Here is a 16,126-nt window from a genome sequence, read left to right as displayed (position 1 = left end):
CACGTGCGACCACCTTTTTCCGAGGTTCGCTGTCGCTCACCTCGCAAAAACCTGGACCAAAAAATGGGTGGAGTAGCCGCTTCGACGGATTAGCTGAACTGCTCGATGAGTTCCGGAACCACGTCGAAGAGGTCGCCGACGATACCGTAGTCAGCGATGTCGAAGATAGGCGCGTCGGGGTCGGTGTTGACCGCGACGATGGTCTCTGCACCTTTCATCCCAGCGACGTGCTGGACTGCGCCGGAGATACCGATGGCGAGGTAGACCTTCGGCGTGACGACTTTCCCGGACTGGCCGACCTGCCGGTCCTTCGGAAGCCACCCGTTGTCGACGATGGGGCGCGACGACGAGAGCGTCGCACCGAGAGTGTCGGCGAGGTCCTGCACGAGTTCGAGGTTCTCTTCTTCTTCGATACCGCGGCCGACGGAGACGAGCACGTCCGCGTCGGCGATGTCGACGTCGCCGCCGCCGACTTCTTCGAATCCGGTCACGCGCGAGCGTACGCGAGACTCGTCCAGTTCGAAGTCGAACGCTTCGACAGCGGGTTCGCCCGCCGCTTCGGTGGGTTCCCACTCGGCGGAGCGGATGGTGACTGCGGCGCGGTCGGCGTCGACTTCGACGGTCGACTCGACCTTCGAGGCGTACATCTCGCGGGTGACGACGAGGCTCCCGTCGTTCGAGAGGCCGATTGCGTCGGTCACGAGTGGGATGTCGAGTTGCTCGGCGACGGCCGGCGCGTAGTCGAGGCCGTTGACCGTGTTGCCCATGAGGACGTACGTGGGGTCGAGTTCCTCGTAGAGGGCCGCGATGGCCTGCACGTACACGTCGTGGTTGAACTCGTCGCCTTCCGGCACGGTGTGGATAGTGTCCACGCCGTCGAGGGCGAGTTCGTCGGCGAAGGCGTCGACGTCGCCGCCGATGACTGCGAGGTGCAGGTCGCCGCCAGTCTCACCGACGAGGTCGCTGCCGGCGGTGACGAGTTCGAACGACACGTCGCGGAGTTCGCCGCGGCGGTGTTCGGTGATTGCGAGAACGTCGCTCATTGGGCACCCACCCCCTTCTCGCGGAGGACAGTCGCAAGTTCGGCGGCTTGCTCCCCGGCGTCACCCTCGAAGTAGACGGCGTCGGATTCCGTCTCTGGTTCGTACACGTCGGTCAGGACGAGGTCCGACTCGACGACAGCGTCGTCGAGACCGAGGTCCGAGAGGGCCATCGGCTTGATTTCTTTCGACTGGGCCTGCCGAATCCCGCGCAGACTCGCGTAGCGGGGTTCGTTGATACCCGTCTGGATGGTGAGGACGGCCGGGAGGTCGACTTCGGTGAGTTCTTCGACGCCGCCTTCGAGTTCGCGGCGGACGTTCGCGACGCCGCCATCGACGTCGAGGTCGAGGGCGTTGACGACTGCTGCCCACTCGAAGTCGATTGCAGACGCGAGCGAGACACCGGTCGCACCGAAACTGTCGTCGTTCGCCTGCACACCCGTGAGGACGAGGTCAGGGTCTTCTTCTTCGACGACGGCCGAGAGGAGACGCGTCTTCGCGCCGACGTCGAGCAGGTCGACGTCGTCGAGAGCGTCGTCCCACACGCGGACGGCGCGGTCGACACCCTTGGCGAGTGCCATGCGGATGGTCTCTTCGGAGCGCTCGGGGCCGATAGTCACGCTGACGACTTCGACGTCGTCGTTCTCCTCGGCGATTTGGACCGCCTCTTCGACCGCGTACTCGTCCCACTCGTTGAGGTCGTACTCGAGATATTGTTCTGCGACGTGGAGGCCGTCGAGTTGGAAGTCCTCCTCCACCTCGGCTACCTCTTTGACAGTTACGAGAACTTTCATCAACGTTCACTACCGACGGGGGCGAATAAACGTTTTCGCACCGCGGCCAACCGCGGCGTCGTCGTTCGATTACGCGTCGTCTTCGACTTCGTCCGGGAGCGAGATGAGGTTCTCGCGCCCGAGACGGAGCTTTTCGACGCGGTTCTCGTCGGCCATCGACGAGAGCAGTTGCGAGACTTTGGCGTCGGACCAGCCAGTCTCCTTGACGATGTTGGCCTGCTTCATCCGACCACCGTTCTGTTCTAAGAGCAGTTCGACCCGCTCTTCGTCGGACAGGAGGTCCAAGTCGACGCCCGATTCCGACGATTCGACGGGGCCGATTGGTTCTTCGGTAGGCTCTGGTTCGGACGCTGCTTCTGGTTCTGGTTCGGATGAGATTTCGTCGCTCGAGGCGGTGTCGGTGGTGGCTGGCGTCGAACCGAGTTCGTCTTTCGACTGCCGACGGACGTACACGACTGCTGCGCCCGAGAGGGTGACGACGACAGCGAGGCCGGCGAGGACACCCCAGGGAATGTCGACCGACTGCCCACCTGTGGAGACGTAACTCACAGTCAACTCGTCGGTCGACTCGAACGTTCGCGGGCCCTCGATGACGATTGCGTTGTCTTCGAGTGGGAGGTTCGTACTGCTGACCGCGTACCCTGGCGGCGTCTGGATGGTGAGGTTCTGATTCGCGCCGAGTGAGGTGAGCCACGTCTGGCCGCCTCCGGCAGCGAACGCGTCACCGAGTCGGACCCCGTTGTCAGTCTGTTCGAGGAAGTTCGTCCACGTGAACGTGAGTGCGACGACGCCCGTCTCGTTCTCGATGTACGCCCTCGTCGTCGCGTTCTCGATGGCCATCGTGCGTCCGGTTTGCGACTCCGCCGTGTCGCTGACTCGCTCGAAGAGGGCCGCGTCGAGGCCAACGTCCGCGTTCCCAGCCTCGTACTCCGCTGCGAACTCTTCGAACGCCGCCGTCTCGTTTTCGCTTTCGAGTTCGTAGCGCATCTCGATGCGCCACGATGCCGATTGGTCGCGGTTGAGTTCGATGAAGATATCTGTCTGCGGCGACCGTTCGAGCGTCGACTGTTGGGCGACGACCGACGTGTCGTCGAGGGCCGTCGCCGTCTCGGGGGCGGAGGTTTCGGCGACGGACGGGCCTCCCGCCGCAACCGGTGCCGCGATACCAGCGACGACGGTGAGGAGAGCAACGATGAGGGCGACGCTCCGCATACGTGAATCCGTTTCGTCGGGCGATGAAAACGCTTTCCATCGACTCACCCCCCTCGGCGAGTCGTCTCGGTCGACAGACCCGGTCACAAGAGGGTCATTTTAGTACCGGCATCGTGTACCGCTATGGCGATGAAGGCCCTCCCGCTCTTCGTCGTGATACTCTTGGTGGCCTCACCGGTTCTCGCCGCGGCGAATCCCGGTGGCATCGCAGGCCAAGCGACGGCCATCGATGGCACGACCACCGCGCAGGTCCAACCGCCGACGAACGAGACTATCCGCGTCCTCGATATCGAGGAGTCGTCGCTGGTTCGTTCGACCGTCGAAACAGAGTACGTCGACCTCGGTCCGTCGCTCGACTTCGCCGCCCTCAGGGCCGGTGGCCAGATTCAGACACGCGCGTCCATCAACCGAATCGAATCTGTGGGCGACGACGTGAGTCTCCGCAGTCAACTGATTCTCGGCGAGTTGAACCGCGTCGAACAACGCGCAATCGCACTCCAGAGCGACCAGCAGTCCGCTATCACCCAGTACAACGCCGACGAACTGACGGCGCGCGAACTGCTCGTCGAGTTCGCCCGTATCGACGCCGAGGCGCGTGACCTCGACGAGCGACGCATCGCGTTGCGAGAACTCGCCGCCGAGACCCCCGACTTCTCTATCGACTCTGGGCGGTTAGCGGCCCTCGAGCGCGAACTCGACACCTTCACCGGTCCGGTCCGCGCTCACACCGCAGAGGTACTCACCGGAAAGGCAGACCCGACGCGGTTCTCCGTCCGTACGAGTCAGTCAGGCGTCGTTCTGAGCACCGTCGCGGACGATACCTACGTCCGGGAAGCCTATCGCGGTGACCTCCGCGACAGAGACGAAAGTGGCGTCTCACCTACCGAAGCACTCGAAACCGTCTCCGAGAACTATCCCGAAGTCTGGGAGAGTCGTGCGACACAGAACGGTGCAGACGTGGTCGGCGCGGGGAACAGTTACCTCGTCCGCATCAACCACGACAGAGGCCAGTTATACGCGTACGTCGACAGCGGGAGTAAGAACGTCTTCAAAGAGTCACAGACGCGCCCCCTCGATACCCTGTCGCGCGGCGTCCCGGAGAGCGAAATCAAAGACGGCATCAACCTCACGGTGTACCGGACGTATCCCGGTGGCCCGCTTCGCATCCAACTGAACGAGTCCGCGACTGGTGACCCGATAAACGCGAACGTGACAATCGGTGTCGAGGCGAGTCGAGAGAGTACGCTCCTCGGTCGGACCGGACTCGACGGGGCGATTTGGACCGTCTCGCCGTCGAGTCCGTACACCATCACGGTCATCAGAGGGAACGCCGCTGTCGTCCTCACCGTCTCGCCGACGCCGATTCCCGAGTTAGCGACGAACTCGACCGGGTCCACCAACACCACGACTGATGTGCAACCGACAGCGTCGCCGACGACGGCGTCGACGGCGTAGATTACTCACGACCAGAGGTTGCCGAACCTTCTTATCTGATGACGGGGCCACCTCGTCTCGATGCCTCGCCAGTTCCAGCACGCCACGCGCGGGTCGACGGGCCTCGTCGGAAGCGTCCTCTTCGTCGGGTTGCTCGTCGTCCTCGCGGGTGTCGTCGGTGCCGCCGCCCTCGACACCGCCGACGCCACTCACGACCCGATTCGGCCGACGGTCCTGTCTGTCTCTGTCGCGGACGAGACTGTCACACTAACACACGAAGGGGGCGCGCCGCTCGACGTTCGGTCGCTTCGACTTCGAATCACGGTCGACGGCGACCCACTGGCGTATCAACCGCCGATTCCGTTCTTCTCGGCGCGCGGGTTTCGACCGGGGCCGACCGGGCCGTTCAACGTCGCGTCGGACCCCCGGTGGACAGTCGGCGAGGAGGCGAGTTTCGAACTCGCGGGTACGAACGACCCTGCTCTCTCGCCGGGTGTACGAGTCGTCGTCCGTGTCTACGACGACGACACGCCAGTCGCCGTGGGTCGAACGATAGCGTCGTGAGAACGGTGTGAGTGGTCCGAGGGTTGTAGAACAGTGAGTCGTCTGGACTATTCGTCCGCAGGTGCGCGCGCGATTGTCACGATAGCCCGTGGGCTTCCCGGTTGGCGCTGGAGGATGTGGTGTTCGATATCGACGAATCCGGCGGCCTTGAACATCCGGTCGGCCTCCTCCTCGTCGTAGAACAGCATGATTGCGTCGGCGAGTTTCTGGAAGACACCAGTCTTCGGGTAGTCGGGGCCGACGACGAGCACTTTGTTGCCGGGTTTGACCACGCGGCGGAAGTCTTCTAACGCCGTGACGGGGTTCGGCCAGTACTCGATGGACCCGGACGACCAGATGACGTCGAACGAGTCGTCGGCAAAGGGCAGACGTTCGGCGTCACCGCGGTAGAACCGGACTTCGTCGTTCTTGCCGAACTTCTCCCAGGCCTTCTGCATCTGGTGGATACTCTGGTCGAGGCCGTGCACGTCGTCCGTGTACTGGAGCAGACCTTCGGTCCCGAAGCCAGTTCCACACCCAACGTCGAGGACGCGGTCGCCCTGTTGGATGTCGAGTAGTTCGAGCGCCTCGTCGCGCATCTCCTCGTTCCAGATGAACGGGTTGACCTGGTCGTACACCTTCGAGAGGTACTTGTAGAACAGGCGGGCCCGCGCTTTATTTTCGAGGACTCCCATTTGCGGCGGAATTAGGACTCACTGATGATAACGGTGCGGATTCGCCGTCGGATTTGGGTGTTTTCTCCGCGTTCGTCGCGTCCGAAACCGAGACCCTCTCGCCAACTTTCCGCAAACACCTTATACAGCGCTTGTGCAACGTTCCTGTGATACGAGTATGCCGAGACAAGAGGTTCTCGAACGAATCAAAACGGCCGAGCAGGAGGCCGACGACATTGTCGAAGAGGCCGAGGCCAAACGTGAGGAACTCGTCGCGGAGGCGCGCCGCGAGGCCGACGAGATTCGCTCCGAGGCCGAAGAAGAGGCTGACGAACTCGAATCGGAGCGTCTGCAGGAAGGGCGCAAAGAGATAGAGGCCGAACGGGAACGCATCCTCGAAGAGGGCGAGGAAGCCCGTGACGAACTGGTCGCCGAGGCGGAAGACCGCATCGACGAGGCGGTCGAATTCGCCATCGGCAAGTTCGAGGAGGCGGTTGATGCTCAGACCTGAGCAGATGAGCAAGGTCTCGGTGACCGGTTCTAAGGGCGTCATGCCCGAGGTCATCGAGGCTGTCCACGACCTCCGACTGCTCCACGTCACCGAATACGACGGGTCGTGGCAGGAGGACTTCGGATTCGAGACGGGGTCGCCAATCGAAGGCGCAGAGAGTGCGTCCGACAAACTCGTCACCGTTCGCTCGCTCAAGAGCATCCTCGGTGTCGACGAGAACGACGCCGGCCGTCAGCGCATCGTCCCGGACGACGCGCTGGGTGAACCCCTCGAAGAGATCCGAGAGAAGGTCAACGAACTGGACGACCGTCGCTCCGAGCTGAAGAACGGGATTCGCAGCGTCGGCGAAGAAATCGACGCGATAAAACCGTTCGTCGACCTCGGAATCGACCTCGACCTCCTGTCGGGGTACGACTCGCTACAGGTCGTCGTCGGACGAGGCAAAGTAGAGCCCGTCGAACGTGCAATCGTCGACTCCGACCAAATCTCGGACTTCGAGATATTCTCCGGAGAGCGCACGCACGCGATATTCGGCCGTCCCGTCGACGGTGCAGACGAGATGGCGCTCGCAGACGCGCTCGTCGGCGTCGAGTTCACGATGCTCGAGATTCCGGACGCTTCGGACAGTCCAGAAGCATACGTTCGGGACCTCGAACAGCAGCGACGTGAACTCGAGTCGAAACTCGAGACGGTTGAGTCGGAACTCAACGACCTTCGGGTCGAAGAGGGCGAGTTCCTTCTCGCCGCCGAAGAACGCCTCGCCATCGACGTCCAGAAGACCGAGGCACCACTCTCGTTTGCGACGACGGAGAACGCCTTCGTCGCCGAAGGGTGGATTCCGACGGAACGCTACAACGCGTTCGCGAAGGGACTGAAGTCCGCGGTCGGTGAACACGTCGACGTCGAAGAACTCGAACGCGCCGAGTTCTCGCACGACGGTGAGGACCACGCTCGCGAATCGGTGTCTGAGAGCGGTGGGACCCCCGCAGCGACCGACGGCGGGACGGTCACGATGAGCAACGACGAACCGCCGGTCGTCCAGCAGAACAGCGGTGCGGTCAAGCCGTTCGAACTGCTCGTCCAGGCAGTCAACCGGCCGAACTACTACGAACTCGACCCCACGGTCATCCTGTTCCTCACGTTCCCGGCGTTCTTCGGGTTCATGATCGGTGACCTCGGATACGGGATCATCTACACTGCAATCGGGTACTTCCTCTATGCGAAGTACGACGATGGTGCGCTCAAGAGCATGGGTGGTATCACCATCGCTGCAGGTCTGTTCACGATGCTCTTCGGAATCCTCTATGGGGAGCTCTTCGGGTTGCACGTCATCGCCGACTACTTCTGGCACGACGTCGTCGGCCTCGCGCATGCCCCGATCGAGAAAGGCCTCTCGCCGGCCACGGCCGAGTGGGCACTCGGCTGGCTCACCGTGAGCGTCATGCTCGGAATCTTCCACCTCAACATCGGCTACATCTTCAAGTTCGTCGATGTGTCCAATCTCCACGGTGTCAAGGAAGCCGTGCTCGAAGCCGGCTCGTGGATTCTGATGCTCAACGGCCTGTGGATTTGGATCTTCAGCCCGGCGCTCGGCGACATCCCGCCGGAGTTCCTGTTCACGACGTTCGCGAGCGGCGGTGTCCTCCCCATCGGCTTCTCCGGGTTCCCCGCGATAGTCGGTTGGGCCGGACTCGGCCTCTTCTTCGTCGGTCTCGCGTTCCTCGCGATGGCCGAACCTGCTGAACTCGTCGAGTTCATCAGCGTGCTCTCGAACGTCCTGTCGTACACCCGTATCGCGGCAGTGCTGCTCGCGAAGGCCGGGATGGCCTTCACGGTCAACCTGCTGTTCTTCGGTGTGTACGTCGACGACCACGGTGGATGGCACTTCGGACTCGGCGGAATGCCCGACGCCGCCGCCGTGGCGGCACTGGCACCGGGTGAGACGCTGAGTTACCACGGTTACGAAGTGACCGAGATTCTCTTCGGTGGACTCGTCCACGGCGGTGCGGCGACGCTCATCCTCGGACTCGTCGTCCTCGTCGTCGGTCACTTGCTCGTCCTCGCGCTCGGTGTCACGAGCGCCGGCCTGCAGGCGGTCCGTCTCGAGTACGTCGAGTTCTTCGGCAAGTTCTTCGAAGGCGGCGGCCGCGAGTACGAACCGTTCGGCTACGACCGACAGTTCACGACCGAAGACTAACTGCGGCCACCGACACTTTCTTTATTGGTTGTTTCACGAGTGGCTACACGACCGGGAACGACGGCGAGATTCGTGCTTATACTCCGCCCTCTCCGGTTGTTTTGGGAACCTTTATGAGACGGCTTGCAACACATACGAACGTTCGGAGACGACAATCCGGTATTAGGAACACACAATGATTGAAGCAATCGAACCCCTCATGGCCGTACTGCAGAGTGAAGCAGCTTCTTCCCCCGCAATCGAAGCACCAGCCGCCGCGGCGCTTTCCGTCGGTATCGCCGCTTTCGCAGCTGGCTATGCCGAGCGTGGTATCGGATCCGCAGCGATGGGCGCTATCGCAGAAGACGAGGACCTCTTCGTTAACGGGCTGATCCTCACGGTTCTCCCCGAAACCCTCGTCATTCTCGCGCTGGTCGTTGTCTTCCTGGTCTAAGCACCTCCTCCTTTCCCATCATGAGTTTGGACAACGTCGTTGAGGACATCCGAGACGAAGCCCGCGCACGTGCGGAGGAAATCAAAGAGGCCGGCGAGGAACGAGCGGACGAGATTCGTTCCGAGGCCGAAGCGGAAGCCGACGCGCTCGTCGAAGAGCGCAAGGAATCCGTCGAAGCTCAGATCAAACGGGAGCGCGAACAGGCGCTCTCCAGCGCGAAACTCGAAGCCAAGCAGGCACGTCTCGGCGCACGCCGTGACGTTCTCCAGCGCGTTCGTTCTCAGGTCGAGGACGAACTCGCAGGGCTCGAAGGCGAGCGTCGTGAAGAACTCACGCGCACGCTTCTCGACGCTGCCTCGGTCGAGTTCGAAGACGAAGACGAAGTCTACGTCTACGGTCGCGCTGATGACGCCGACCTGCTCGAAGATATCCTCGCCGACTACGACGGCTACGAAGTTGCTGGAGAGCGCGACTGCCTCGGTGGCGTCGTGGTCGAAGGCACGAATTCGCGCGTCCGGGTGAACAACACCTTCGACTCGGTCCTCGACACAGTCTGGGAGGACAACCTGAAGGAAGTGAGTGCGCGACTATTCGACGACCAATGAGCGCTGCTGGCGGCTCGAATCCGGAATACGTCATCGCTCGCGTACGAGCGCGACGCAGCGCCCTGTTCGGAGACGAAGAGTACCGCAAACTGGTCCGTATGGGACCGGCCGAAATCGCCCGATTCATGGAGGAGTCGGAGTACGAGACGGAGATCAACGCCCTGGGAAGCCGATTCTCTGGCGTCGACCTCATCGAGTACGGACTGAATCGCAACATGGCGAAGCAGTTCAACGACATCCTCGACTGGGCCGACGGCCGCCTCTACGACCTCATCGCGCGGTACCTTCGGAAGTTCGACGCGTGGAACGTCAAGACCGTCATCCGCGGTATCTACTCCGACGCCTCACGTGACGAGGTCGAAACCGACCTCATCCGTGCTGGCGAGTTCGACGACCGACTTCTCTCGCGTCTGCTCGACGCAGCCGAAATCGAGGAGGCAATCGAACTGCTTTCGGGGACGATGTTCGCGGATGGTCTCGAGGCCGCCTACGAAGATTACGAAGACACAGGCGTCCTCGTCCCGTTAGAGAACGCCGTCGACCGAGCCTTCTACGAGCAACTGCTCGAAGGGCTGGTCGTCGGCGAAGAGACGAAGCAGTACCGCGAATTCCTCGAAGCAGAGATCGACTTCCGGAACGCCCGCAACGCACTCCGCATCGCTCGCAGTGGTGCCGACCTCGACCCGACCGATTACTTCATCGAGGGTGGCACGCTGTTCCGCGCGGCGGAACTCGCGTCGCTGGCGACGAACACGGACGAACTCGTCTCGAAGGTTCGCGATAGTCGGTACGGTGACCGCCTCTCGAATGCGCTGTCGGACCTCGAAAAGGCAGACAGCCTCATCGGCTTCGAGCGCGCCCTCGACGCGGCGCTCTTGGAGTACGCGGACACGCTCGGTTACGTGTTCCCGCTTTCGGTCACGCCAATCATCTCGTACATCCTCGCCAAGGAGCGCGAGGTTGACAACATTCGGGCCATCGCCCGCGGCCGCGAGGCCGGGTTGGACCCCGACGCAATCGAAGAGGAGCTGGTCATCCAATGAGCCAGGAAATCGCAGTTATCGGCAGTCCGGACTTCACCACGGGATTCCGACTTGCGGGTGTCCGCAAGTTCGAGAACGTCCCGGACGAAGATAAGGACGAAGAACTCGACGAGGCCGTTATGCGCACGCTCGAGGACGAGGACGTCGGCATCATCGTGATGCACGAAGACGACCTCGACCACCTCTCGCGCAACCCTCGTCAGTCGGTCGAGCGCAGCATCGAGCCAACGCTCGTGACGCTCGGCGGGTCTGGTGGGGCAAGCGGCCTCCGAGACCAGATCAAGAGAGCAATCGGTATCGATCTGATGGACGAATAACCAAACATGAGTCAGGCAACACAAGATTCCGTTCGCGAGGACGGTCTCATCGCAAGCGTGAGTGGTCCGGTCGTGACCGCCCGTGACCTCGACGCCCGCATGAACGACGTCGTCTACGTCGGCGACGAAGGTCTGATGGGCGAGGTCATCGAAATCGAGGGCGACCTCACGACCATTCAGGTGTACGAGGAAACTTCGGGTGTCGGTCCCGGCGAACCCGTCGAGAACACGGGCGAACCGCTGACCGTCGACCTTGGTCCCGGGATGCTGGACGCCATCTACGACGGTGTCCAGCGCCCGCTGGACGTGCTCGAGTCGAAGATGAACTCGGCGTTCCTCGACCGTGGTGTTGACGCACCCGGCATCGACCTGGAGAAGAAGTGGGAGTTCGAACCGACCGTCTCCGAAGGCGACGAAGTCGCCCCCGGTGACGTCGTCGGTACCGTTCCCGAAACCGTGACCATCGAACACAAGGTCATGGTTCCGCCGGACTTCGAAGGTGGCGAAGTCGTCACCGCCGAAGCAGGCGAGTTCTCCGTCACCGAGGCGGTCGTCGAACTCGACAACGGCGAAGAAGTCACGATGCACCAGGAGTGGCCGGTTCGACAGGCGCGTCCTTCGACGGAGAAGAAGACGCCCCGCGAACCGCTCGTCTCCGGGCAGCGTATTCTCGACGGTCTGTTCCCCATCGCGAAGGGTGGGACGGCCGCGATTCCGGGTCCGTTCGGGTCCGGAAAGACGGTTACGCAGCACCAGCTCGCCAAGTGGGCCGACGCTGACATCGTCGTCTACGTCGGCTGTGGTGAGCGCGGTAACGAGATGACCGAGGTTATCGAGGACTTCCCGGAACTCGACGACCCGAAGACGGGCAACCCCCTCATGGCTCGGACGTGCCTCATCGCGAACACGTCCAACATGCCTGTGGCGGCCCGTGAATCCTGCATCTACACCGGCATCACCATCGCGGAGTACTACCGCGACATGGGCTACGACGTCGCACTGATGGCCGACTCCACCTCCCGGTGGGCAGAGGCCATGCGCGAGATTTCCTCGCGTCTCGAAGAGATGCCCGGTGAAGAGGGGTACCCCGCGTACCTCGCCGCGCGTCTCTCCGAGTTCTACGAGCGCGCCGGATACTTCACCACCATCAACGGTGACGAGGGTTCGGTCTCTGTCATCGGCGCAGTGTCGCCGCCGGGCGGCGACTTCTCTGAGCCGGTCACGCAGAACACCCTGCGTATCGTGAAGACGTTCTGGGCACTCGACGCAGACCTCGCAGAGCGTCGTCACTTCCCGGCTATCAACTGGAACGAGTCCTACTCGCTCTACCAAGACCAGCTCGACCCGTGGTTCGTCGAGAACGTCCAGGACGACTGGCCGGAAGAGCGCCAGTGGGCCGTCGACGTGCTCGACGAAGAGGCTGAGCTTCAGGAAATCGTTCAGCTCGTCGGTAAGGACGCCCTGCCAGAGGACCAGCAGCTGACGCTCGAAGTCGCTCGCTACCTCCGTGAGGCGTACCTCCAGCAGAACGCGTTCCACCCGACGGACACGTACTGTGAACCCCAGAAGACGTACGGTATCCTCACCGCTATCCACACGTTCAACGACGAGGCGTTCAAGGCGCTCGAAGCCGGCGTCCCCGTCGAAGAGATCCAGGCCATCGAGGCGGCTCCGCAGCTGAACCGCATCGGTGTCCAGGAAGACTGGGATGCGTACATCGAGGACCTGAAAGCAGAGATCACCGAGCAACTCCGCGAGCTGTACTGAGACCATGAAGGAATACCAGACTATCACCGAAATCAGCGGCCCGCTGGTGTTCGCCGAGGTCGACGAGCCGATCGGGTACGACGAAATCGTCGAAATCGAGACGCCCCAAGGCGAAACCAAGCGCGGACAGGTCCTCGAATCGAGTGAGGGCCTCGTCGCCATCCAGGTGTTCGAAGGCACCACCGGTATCGACAGGAACGCGTCCGTCAAGTTCCTCGGCGAGACGCTCAAGATGCCCGTGACCGAGGACCTCCTCGGGCGCGTGCTCGACGGTTCCGGCCAGCCAATCGACGGCGGCCCGGAAATCGTCCCCGACGAGCGTCGCGACATCGTCGGCGCAGCAATCAACCCCTACTCCCGCGAGTACCCCGAGGAGTTCATCCAGACGGGTGTGTCCGCCATCGACGGCATGAACACGCTCGTTCGCGGTCAGAAGCTCCCAATCTTCTCCGCATCGGGGCTTCCCCACAACAACCTCGCACTGCAGGTCGCCCGTCAGGCGACGGTGCCAGAGGAAGAAGGTGACGACGAAGAGTCCGAATTCGCTGTCGTCTTCGGCGCGATGGGTATCACGCAGGAAGAGGCGAACGAGTTCATGGAAGACTTCGAGCGCACGGGTGCACTCGAGCGCTCCGTCGTCTTCACGAACCTCGCGGACGACCCCGCAGTCGAGCGGACGGTCACGCCGCGTCTCGCGCTCACCACCGCCGAGTACCTCGCGTTCGACAAGGACTACCACGTCCTCGTCATCCTGACCGACATGACCAACTACTGTGAGGCGCTCCGCGAAATCGGTGCGGCTCGCGAAGAGGTCCCCGGTCGCCGTGGCTACCCGGGTTACATGTACACCGACCTTGCGCAACTCTACGAGCGCGCAGGTCGTATCGAGGGACGCGAAGGGTCTGTCACCCAGATTCCCATCCTCACGATGCCGGGTGACGACGACACGCACCCGATTCCGGACCTGACCGGATACATTACGGAAGGTCAGATCTACATCGACCGCGACCTGAACTCGCAGGGCATCCGCCCGCCGATCAACCCGCTCCCATCGCTCTCGCGACTGATGGACGACGGTATCGGTGAGGGCCTCACCCGCGAGGACCACGCAGACGTCTCCGACCAGATGTACGCGGCGTACGCAGAGGGTGAAGACCTGCGCGACCTCGTGAACATCGTCGGTCGCGAGGCACTGTCCGAGCGTGACAACAAGTACCTCGACTTCGCAGAGCGCTTCGAGGCTGAGTTCGTCAACCAGGGCTTCGACTCCAACCGCTCTATCGACGAGACGCTCGACATCGGCTGGGAACTGCTGTCGACCCTGCCCAAGTCGGAACTCAACCGTATCGACGAAGAGCTCATCGAAGAGTACTACCAGGAAGACGCCGAGACGGTCGAAGCGGAAGCCTAATCCGGGTTTTCGTTCCCAGTTTCGGTCCCGATTTCTCTCTCTATTTTCCACCGAGAGTGGACGCGTTGCCGACGCAGTTCGTCACCACTCCTCGGAGCCGGGTCACGAACTTCCTTACGTCGGGAACGCTACCACGCCACATGGATGAATCCTCGTCTCGGACTCGCGTCCTTCTCGTCGCCGATTCGACCGAGTCTGGTCGAATCGAGGACGCACTCGAACCACTGTCGGTCACAGTCGCGCCGTCGGTCGATGCGGCACGCGACCGACTCCACACGGCGTCTGTCGACTGTCTCGTGATTGCGACCGACCGAGTCGGTCTGCTGTCGTCGTTGCGACCCGAGACGACGCTCCCACTCGTCGCAGTCGTCCCACCAGACGGTGACCTCTCGTCCGCGCAGGCGCTGGCCGCCGGTGCAGCAGATGTCGTCCCCGTCGTCGACTCGAACCTCTTCGACCGACTCCCAGAACGGGTCGAGAGTGCCGTCGCGTGGCACCGACACGGAACAGTCTCGGCCGGACGAATCACCGAAGACCTGAAAGAACAGGCGATGGACGAGGCGCCCGTCGGAATCACCATCGCCGACTGTACGCTTCCGGACCGACCCCTCGTCTACGTCAACGAGTCGTTCGAATCGATGACTGGCTACACAGCCGAGTCGGCGTTGGGTCGAAACTGTCGCTACCTACAGGGACCGAAGACGGACCCGGAACGTGTCGCCGAACTCCGCACGGCAATCGAGAACGAAGCGGCGGCGTCGGTCGAACTCCTGAACTACAGAGAGAGCGGCGAGACGTTCTGGAACCGGGTGGACCTCGCGCCTCTCAGCGGACCGAACGGCGAGGTGACACACTACGTCGGGTTCCAGACGGACATCACCGAGCGGGTGCGCGCCGAAGAAGCCGCAGAACGGAACGCCGAGCGGGTAGAACAAGAGCGTGCACGACTCAGCACGCTCGTCGACCTCATCGAAGGGCTACTCGAAGACGTGACGGAGGCCCTCGTCAGGGCAGAGACGCGTCAAGAACTCGAAGCCGCGGTGTGTTCTCGCGTCGCGGAGACGGACTCCTTCGCGTGCGCGTGGTTCGGTGACTGTGACCTCTCGCCTGCGGTCATCGTCCCGAACGAGTGGGCCGGCACAGAGACGGCGTTCGTCGAAGCACTCGAAATCGATGGCGACGCCGACGACGTCACCGCACGGGCCGCAGAGACACTGCGCGTCCAGTCTGCCGTCGCCGCGGACGGGCCGATACACGAAGGTGAGACCGTGCCGTTTCTGGGTGCCATCGCAGTCCCGATAATCCACCGAGAGACGCTCTACGGCGTGTTGACCGTGTACGCGGACACAGACGAACTCGACGACGAGGTGAACGTGGTCTTCGGAACGCTCGGCCGAGCGGTCGGCGCGGCCATCGACGCCTTCGAGAGCAGACGCTCGCTCATCTCTGAGGGCGTCCTCGAACTCGAACTCGACGTGAGTGACCAGACCCAGCCGCTCGTCCAAATCGCGGCGGCGACCGAGTGCGAACTCGTGTACGAGGGGTCGGTACTCCACGACGACGGCACGCTCAGTCTGTTCGTCTCGTCGACGCCGCCGACGAAACTCGAAGTGGCCGACGTCGACGTCGATGGTGTCGTCACCGTCGCGCGTGTCCCGCGCGGAGACGACGCTGGCCTGTCCGAACTCGTCTTGGCGGGCGGGTCGCTCGCACACCTCGTCGCAGACGCCGGTGGACGACTCGTCGACCTCGAAGCCGACGAGACCGGCAGTCGGTTCACCGTCGTCGTCCCAGACCGCTCGGTCGGTCGTGCACTCCTCGACGACCTGCGACAGGCCGCGACGGGTGTCGAACTCCGTGCGGTCAGAGACCAGTCGGCTCCACCGCAGACGCCCCGTGAGTTCGTCGGGAGCGTCGGTGCAGAGCTCACCGACAGACAGCACACGGCGCTCCAACTCGCGTACCTTGGGGGGTTCTTCGAGTGGCCGCACGGGGTCACGGGCGACGAACTCGCTGAGGCGATGGACGTGTCGCGGGCGACGTTCCACCAGCACCTTCGTGCGGCAGAGCGAAAACTCGTCACACAGTTCTTCGAAGTGGGGCCGAACTAGTCGTGGTGACTATGCCTCTTCGCGACGAATTTCG

15 protein-coding genes are annotated in these 16,126 nt (G+C 62.7%); 11 read left to right on the top strand and 4 right to left on the bottom strand.

Translation table 11 applies throughout. The features are described from left to right. Positions 1–89 precede the first annotated feature (89 nt). From AUR66_RS04840 to AUR66_RS04830, 3 genes are all read right to left on the bottom strand, one after another. Positions 90–1,043 carry an electron transfer flavoprotein subunit alpha/FixB family protein gene (locus tag AUR66_RS04840; protein WP_058571363.1) on the bottom strand — a complete coding sequence of 318 codons (954 nt, stop codon included), beginning with the start codon at positions 1,041–1,043 and terminating at the stop codon, positions 90–92. Continuing rightward, on the bottom strand, positions 1,040–1,834 hold the full coding sequence (locus AUR66_RS04835; RefSeq protein ID WP_058571362.1) for an electron transfer flavoprotein subunit beta/FixA family protein: 795 nt from the start codon (positions 1,832–1,834) through the stop codon (positions 1,040–1,042). The genes AUR66_RS04840 and AUR66_RS04835 overlap by 4 nt, the downstream gene beginning before the upstream one ends. 69 nt (positions 1,835–1,903) lie before the next feature. Beyond that, entirely contained in the window at positions 1,904–3,046 is a 1,143-nt protein-coding gene (locus tag AUR66_RS04830) for a helix-turn-helix transcriptional regulator (RefSeq protein WP_058571361.1), read from the bottom strand. A 129-nt stretch (positions 3,047–3,175) separates the two neighbouring features. On the opposite strand from AUR66_RS04830, the gene AUR66_RS04825 reads away from it, so the two are divergent. Both AUR66_RS04825 and AUR66_RS04820 read left to right on the top strand, forming a co-directional pair. Then, on the top strand, positions 3,176–4,501 hold the full coding sequence (locus tag AUR66_RS04825; RefSeq protein WP_058571364.1) for a DUF7094 domain-containing protein: 1,326 nt from the start codon (positions 3,176–3,178) through the stop codon (positions 4,499–4,501). Positions 4,502–4,561: 60 nt separating this feature from the next. After that, complete coding sequence (locus tag AUR66_RS04820) at positions 4,562–5,044, top strand: type IV pilin (protein ID WP_058571360.1); 483 nt, start codon at positions 4,562–4,564, stop codon at positions 5,042–5,044. A 47-nt stretch (positions 5,045–5,091) separates the two neighbouring features. Here AUR66_RS04820 and AUR66_RS04815 read toward each other — a convergent pair whose 3' ends face one another. Continuing rightward, positions 5,092–5,718 carry a methyltransferase domain-containing protein gene (locus AUR66_RS04815; RefSeq protein WP_058571359.1) on the bottom strand — a complete coding sequence of 209 codons (627 nt, stop codon included), beginning with the start codon at positions 5,716–5,718 and terminating at the stop codon, positions 5,092–5,094. Between the two features lie 157 nt (positions 5,719–5,875). On the opposite strand from AUR66_RS04815, the gene ahaH reads away from it, so the two are divergent. The 9 genes from ahaH to AUR66_RS04770 all read left to right on the top strand — a co-directional run bounded on the left by ahaH (position 5,876) and on the right by AUR66_RS04770 (position 16,092). Beyond that, the gene (gene ahaH, locus AUR66_RS04810; RefSeq protein ID WP_058571358.1) at positions 5,876–6,208 is read left to right on the top strand and encodes an ATP synthase archaeal subunit H; all 333 of its coding nucleotides are present in this window, start codon (positions 5,876–5,878) and stop codon (positions 6,206–6,208) included. Next, the gene (locus tag AUR66_RS04805) at positions 6,195–8,405 is read left to right on the top strand and encodes a V-type ATP synthase subunit I (protein WP_058571357.1); all 2,211 of its coding nucleotides are present in this window, start codon (positions 6,195–6,197) and stop codon (positions 8,403–8,405) included. Before ahaH ends, AUR66_RS04805 begins: the two co-directional genes overlap by 14 nt. Before the next feature lie 175 nt (positions 8,406–8,580). Continuing rightward, positions 8,581–8,838: an ATP synthase subunit K gene (locus AUR66_RS04800; RefSeq protein WP_058571356.1), complete on the top strand. Its 258-nt coding sequence runs from the start codon at positions 8,581–8,583 to the stop codon at positions 8,836–8,838. Positions 8,839–8,858: 20 nt separating this feature from the next. Continuing rightward, positions 8,859–9,443, top strand: a complete 585-nt coding sequence (locus tag AUR66_RS04795) for a V-type ATP synthase subunit E (protein WP_058571355.1) — start codon at positions 8,859–8,861, stop codon at positions 9,441–9,443. Then, positions 9,440–10,486 (top strand): V-type ATP synthase subunit C, encoded by a 1,047-nt coding sequence (locus AUR66_RS04790; protein ID WP_058571354.1) that lies wholly within the window; start codon positions 9,440–9,442, stop codon positions 10,484–10,486. Before AUR66_RS04795 ends, AUR66_RS04790 begins: the two co-directional genes overlap by 4 nt. Next, positions 10,483–10,803 carry a V-type ATP synthase subunit F gene (locus tag AUR66_RS04785; RefSeq protein WP_058571353.1) on the top strand — a complete coding sequence of 107 codons (321 nt, stop codon included), beginning with the start codon at positions 10,483–10,485 and terminating at the stop codon, positions 10,801–10,803. The genes AUR66_RS04790 and AUR66_RS04785 overlap by 4 nt, the downstream gene beginning before the upstream one ends. 6 nt (positions 10,804–10,809) lie before the next feature. After that, positions 10,810–12,570 carry an ATP synthase subunit A gene (locus AUR66_RS04780; protein ID WP_058571352.1) on the top strand — a complete coding sequence of 587 codons (1,761 nt, stop codon included), beginning with the start codon at positions 10,810–10,812 and terminating at the stop codon, positions 12,568–12,570. Positions 12,571–12,574: 4 nt separating this feature from the next. Further along, positions 12,575–13,981, top strand: a complete 1,407-nt coding sequence (locus tag AUR66_RS04775; RefSeq protein ID WP_058571351.1) for an ATP synthase subunit B — start codon at positions 12,575–12,577, stop codon at positions 13,979–13,981. A gap of 140 nt (positions 13,982–14,121) precedes the next feature. Beyond that, positions 14,122–16,092, top strand: a complete 1,971-nt coding sequence (locus AUR66_RS04770) for a bacterio-opsin activator domain-containing protein (protein WP_058571350.1) — start codon at positions 14,122–14,124, stop codon at positions 16,090–16,092. Positions 16,093–16,126 lie beyond the last annotated feature (34 nt).

Origin of the sequence: Haloferax profundi, from assembly GCF_001469865.1 — an archaeon.
GTDB lineage: Archaea > Halobacteriota > Halobacteria > Halobacteriales > Haloferacaceae > Haloferax > Haloferax profundi.
This window is presented reverse-complemented; position numbering and strand designations above follow the sequence as displayed.

What these genes read in the sequence shown, in the direction of transcription:
- AUR66_RS04800 (WP_058571356.1), top strand. Translation starts at nt 8,581, where the DNA reads ATGATTGAAGCAATCGAACCCCTCATGGCCGTACTGCAGAGTGAAGCA.
- AUR66_RS04770 (WP_058571350.1), top strand. Translation starts at nt 14,122, where the DNA reads ATGGATGAATCCTCGTCTCGGACTCGCGTCCTTCTCGTCGCCGATTCG.
- AUR66_RS04825 (WP_058571364.1), top strand. Translation starts at nt 3,176, where the DNA reads ATGAAGGCCCTCCCGCTCTTCGTCGTGATACTCTTGGTGGCCTCACCG.
- AUR66_RS04775 (WP_058571351.1), top strand. Translation starts at nt 12,575, where the DNA reads ATGAAGGAATACCAGACTATCACCGAAATCAGCGGCCCGCTGGTGTTC.
- AUR66_RS04815 (WP_058571359.1), bottom strand. Translation starts at nt 5,718, where the DNA reads ATGGGAGTCCTCGAAAATAAAGCGCGGGCCCGCCTGTTCTACAAGTAC.
- AUR66_RS04795 (WP_058571355.1), top strand. Translation starts at nt 8,859, where the DNA reads ATGAGTTTGGACAACGTCGTTGAGGACATCCGAGACGAAGCCCGCGCA.
- AUR66_RS04805 (WP_058571357.1), top strand. Translation starts at nt 6,195, where the DNA reads ATGCTCAGACCTGAGCAGATGAGCAAGGTCTCGGTGACCGGTTCTAAG.
- AUR66_RS04840 (WP_058571363.1), bottom strand. Translation starts at nt 1,043, where the DNA reads ATGAGCGACGTTCTCGCAATCACCGAACACCGCCGCGGCGAACTCCGC.
- AUR66_RS04835 (WP_058571362.1), bottom strand. Translation starts at nt 1,834, where the DNA reads ATGAAAGTTCTCGTAACTGTCAAAGAGGTAGCCGAGGTGGAGGAGGAC.
- AUR66_RS04830 (WP_058571361.1), bottom strand. Translation starts at nt 3,046, where the DNA reads ATGCGGAGCGTCGCCCTCATCGTTGCTCTCCTCACCGTCGTCGCTGGT.
- AUR66_RS04790 (WP_058571354.1), top strand. Translation starts at nt 9,440, where the DNA reads ATGAGCGCTGCTGGCGGCTCGAATCCGGAATACGTCATCGCTCGCGTA.
- AUR66_RS04785 (WP_058571353.1), top strand. Translation starts at nt 10,483, where the DNA reads ATGAGCCAGGAAATCGCAGTTATCGGCAGTCCGGACTTCACCACGGGA.
- ahaH (WP_058571358.1), top strand. Translation starts at nt 5,876, where the DNA reads ATGCCGAGACAAGAGGTTCTCGAACGAATCAAAACGGCCGAGCAGGAG.
- AUR66_RS04820 (WP_058571360.1), top strand. Translation starts at nt 4,562, where the DNA reads ATGCCTCGCCAGTTCCAGCACGCCACGCGCGGGTCGACGGGCCTCGTC.
- AUR66_RS04780 (WP_058571352.1), top strand. Translation starts at nt 10,810, where the DNA reads ATGAGTCAGGCAACACAAGATTCCGTTCGCGAGGACGGTCTCATCGCA.